This window comes from Syntrophorhabdus sp. (assembly GCA_012719415.1).
GTDB lineage: Bacteria > Desulfobacterota > Syntrophorhabdia > Syntrophorhabdales > Syntrophorhabdaceae > Delta-02.
Genome location: JAAYAK010000325.1, coordinates 1 through 2,758 on the forward strand (window position 1 = coordinate 1; position 2,758 = coordinate 2,758).

The window sequence follows — 2,758 nt, forward strand, 5'->3', positions numbered from 1 at the left end:
AATAGGTGCTCCCCATCCTAGGGCATACTAGGGACAGCCACCTATTATCACCTTTTCACCTCGCATTTTCCCTGTTTCATCGCTTCGCACAGACTTGCGACAGGTGTCGGGCTCGCAAGTGGTATCTCTGCTGCCTATCCAAGGATGCCGCGTCAAAGTCTCTGTGACGCCATTGTCGTCTGGAGGGGCGGGCAAGGCAAGAAGAAACGGGGGGGACCGCGTTTCTGGCGTGAAGCGGTGTTCGTGAAGCGTGAAGCGGGCGGCCAGAGGGCGCAGTTCGTATCTCCCTTCGACTGCGCTCAGAGCTTGCCCTGAGCACCGCCGAAGGGGCAGGCTTCGCTCGGGGATCGTATCTCGGTCGCCGCCCGGGGCCGGGTCGGACCGTGAAAGCGTCGGAGCGACAAAGCGCGTATCTCGTTTGTTCAGGAACCGCATGGGCTTAAGCCCATCCTACAAGGAACTGCAATTATCGGGGGTCATACTGGGGACTGCCGCCTGTTATGGCCAGCAGAAAGAGGGGCCTGTCCCTAGTATTTTACCTGTCCCTAGTATTTTACCGGTCGGCTCGTGACTGTCACGACCTGCCGTGTTGCACTTCGCATGTTAATGCGCCAAGCCGAAATAAGTAAGGCGTCCCTGGAATTGCCTATCGCTCGTTTACACGCGATAGGCATCACACTGAAAACCATAACCAAATGTCACTGGAAACGCTTGTAGCGTTGTAGTACTAGCCTCCTGGAGAGGACGAGAGCAACGATACCGAGCAGTGAGACTGATATCGCGCCAGCACCAAGCATCTGCCAACTGGAAAGGAGGCGTCTGCGACGGATTACAATGGCGAAGCCCTCCCACAATTCGTTGACCACATCGACGGGCAGATAGTACTTCCTGGGATAGTCAATAATCTCAAACACATCCTTGTTGGAACTCCTTCTCCCAACGACCCAGTGGTCATTGATATGAAGGACCGCCAACTTACACCCTCCGTCATCTAGCCGGCCATAGAGCTCTCTGGCGGAGCATCGAAGACTTCTGCAGTCTAATTCTGAGTACCTGTTCAGGTAGTCGCTAATCTGTTTCATACTATTCCCGTACACTCCGGGTGGCATGTCAACGAGAATGGAATCCATACTCTGCTCAAGATCCAAATACTTCAATACTACGCAGATCGATCGCGCCCCACAGAAGACGGTATCACTCCGTGGCACCTCGCTTCGAGGAATGACGCCTGCGCCGCGGAGATCTTCAGTTGCGTAGACTTCCGAGAGGAGAAGACAAGCCATCATTACAGAGAAGGTGCCTATATTCCGAAACACCGTATGTTTATACGCTTCCATGTCATCTATGCTCCCTTGGACTCACGGTGCAGCCACCGGGCCAGCGTGAAGCCAACGATGCACACCGCAACTCCAATGAAGAGGAATACAGCGAGAGGGCGTCTACCCCCGAACCATGAGGTTCTTGTGGCTACCACAGGTTCGGCATCTACAATGCTTCTTTGCTCGTGCAGCGCATAGGCTCTGTGTTCGCCTACATTGACCTCGCCCTCCGAGTCTACGATGGCCAGTTGATTCACGTCCAAAGGAGCCTCCGCGAGTGCGTCTAGGCGGAACCTGTCCGCTTCCACAGGTCCCCCCTTGTTCAGAGTCAGAGGGGGTGAAAAACTGTAGTCAATGGTGTAAACGCCGGGTGGCATCCCGAGGCTCTCCAGTTCAAAGAACTCATCTGAGAACTCAACCCCCTCTTCGATAGCAGTGGTTTCCAGGCGTCTGTCGGCGACCACCCCGTTCTCGATCGCAAGAAGCTTGGCTCGGGCCAGAATCCAGGGTCCACTGGGCAGTTGCTCATACTCGCACTGCAGATCCTTGTCAACGCGGAATTTCTCTGATGGACTGTGCTCCTCGAATGCTACTACGCCGAATCCCTTGCGAGTGTCGATCACCCACTTGTACGTGTTTTCTCCATACCGAGTCTGTACCGAAACCAATCCGCTTTCCTTGGCGTCAACGACAATGTCCCAGTCCTCCCTGTCGAATCTACCCTCCTTCACCTCCGCAATCAGGTTCTTCATGGCAAGAGAGACTGTCTCGTCGCCTAGCGCGCCTGTTGATTTGACGAAATCACCGTACAGATGTGTATTGTGTACCCACGTGGCCTCTTTGTTCTTGATAGGATAGATGCGGATCACGTTGGTTGCATATGACCTTATCTGCTTGTTGTTGTCCATCACATAGTAGCGATGTCCAGGCATATCCTGCCGGTCTTGTTCATATCGCCGCTTGTCGCCTTTCTGGAAATAGCCGAACTGGAGCCAGACGGGCGGAAATACCTTGTTTGCCGGAATGCTCTTGCCTTCCTGGGGACGCTGTTCTGAGAATATCCTTCCTCGAAGACGGAAGGACGTATCCCTGGGGATGCTGTTCTCGTAACCGCTGACAATGTACTCCAGCGCTTGGATCATTTCCTCCTTCTGGTTCTTGGTAATCACGGAGGAGGACGCTCTTGACGACTGCAGCAAGAGAATCATCAAGAATGTAGTAACACACTTACAGCACATGCCATTCTCCTAGTCGATCGTCATATAAGAGCACTCTATACGCCTGGTTCCCAACACGTCTGTCACCACGTCGAAATAGGTGCTCCCCATCCTAGGGCATACTAGGGACAGCCACCTATTATCACCTTTTCACCTCGCATTTTCCCTGTTTCATCGCTTCGCACAGACTTGCGACAGGTGTCGGGCTCGCAAGTGGTATCT

General features: G+C 53.7%; 2 protein-coding genes. Both read right to left on the minus strand.

Annotation, left to right across the window (positions count from 1 at the left end; translation table 11 throughout):
- Positions 1-698: 698 nt before the first annotated feature.
- Complete coding sequence (locus GXX82_18270; protein NLT24984.1) at positions 699-1,337, minus strand: hypothetical protein; 639 nt, start codon at positions 1,335-1,337, stop codon at positions 699-701.
- A 5-nt stretch (positions 1,338-1,342) separates the two neighbouring features.
- Positions 1,343-2,461: a hypothetical protein gene (locus GXX82_18275; GenBank protein ID NLT24985.1), complete on the minus strand. Its 1,119-nt coding sequence runs from the start codon at positions 2,459-2,461 to the stop codon at positions 1,343-1,345.
- Between the last annotated feature and the right edge of the window lie 297 nt (positions 2,462-2,758).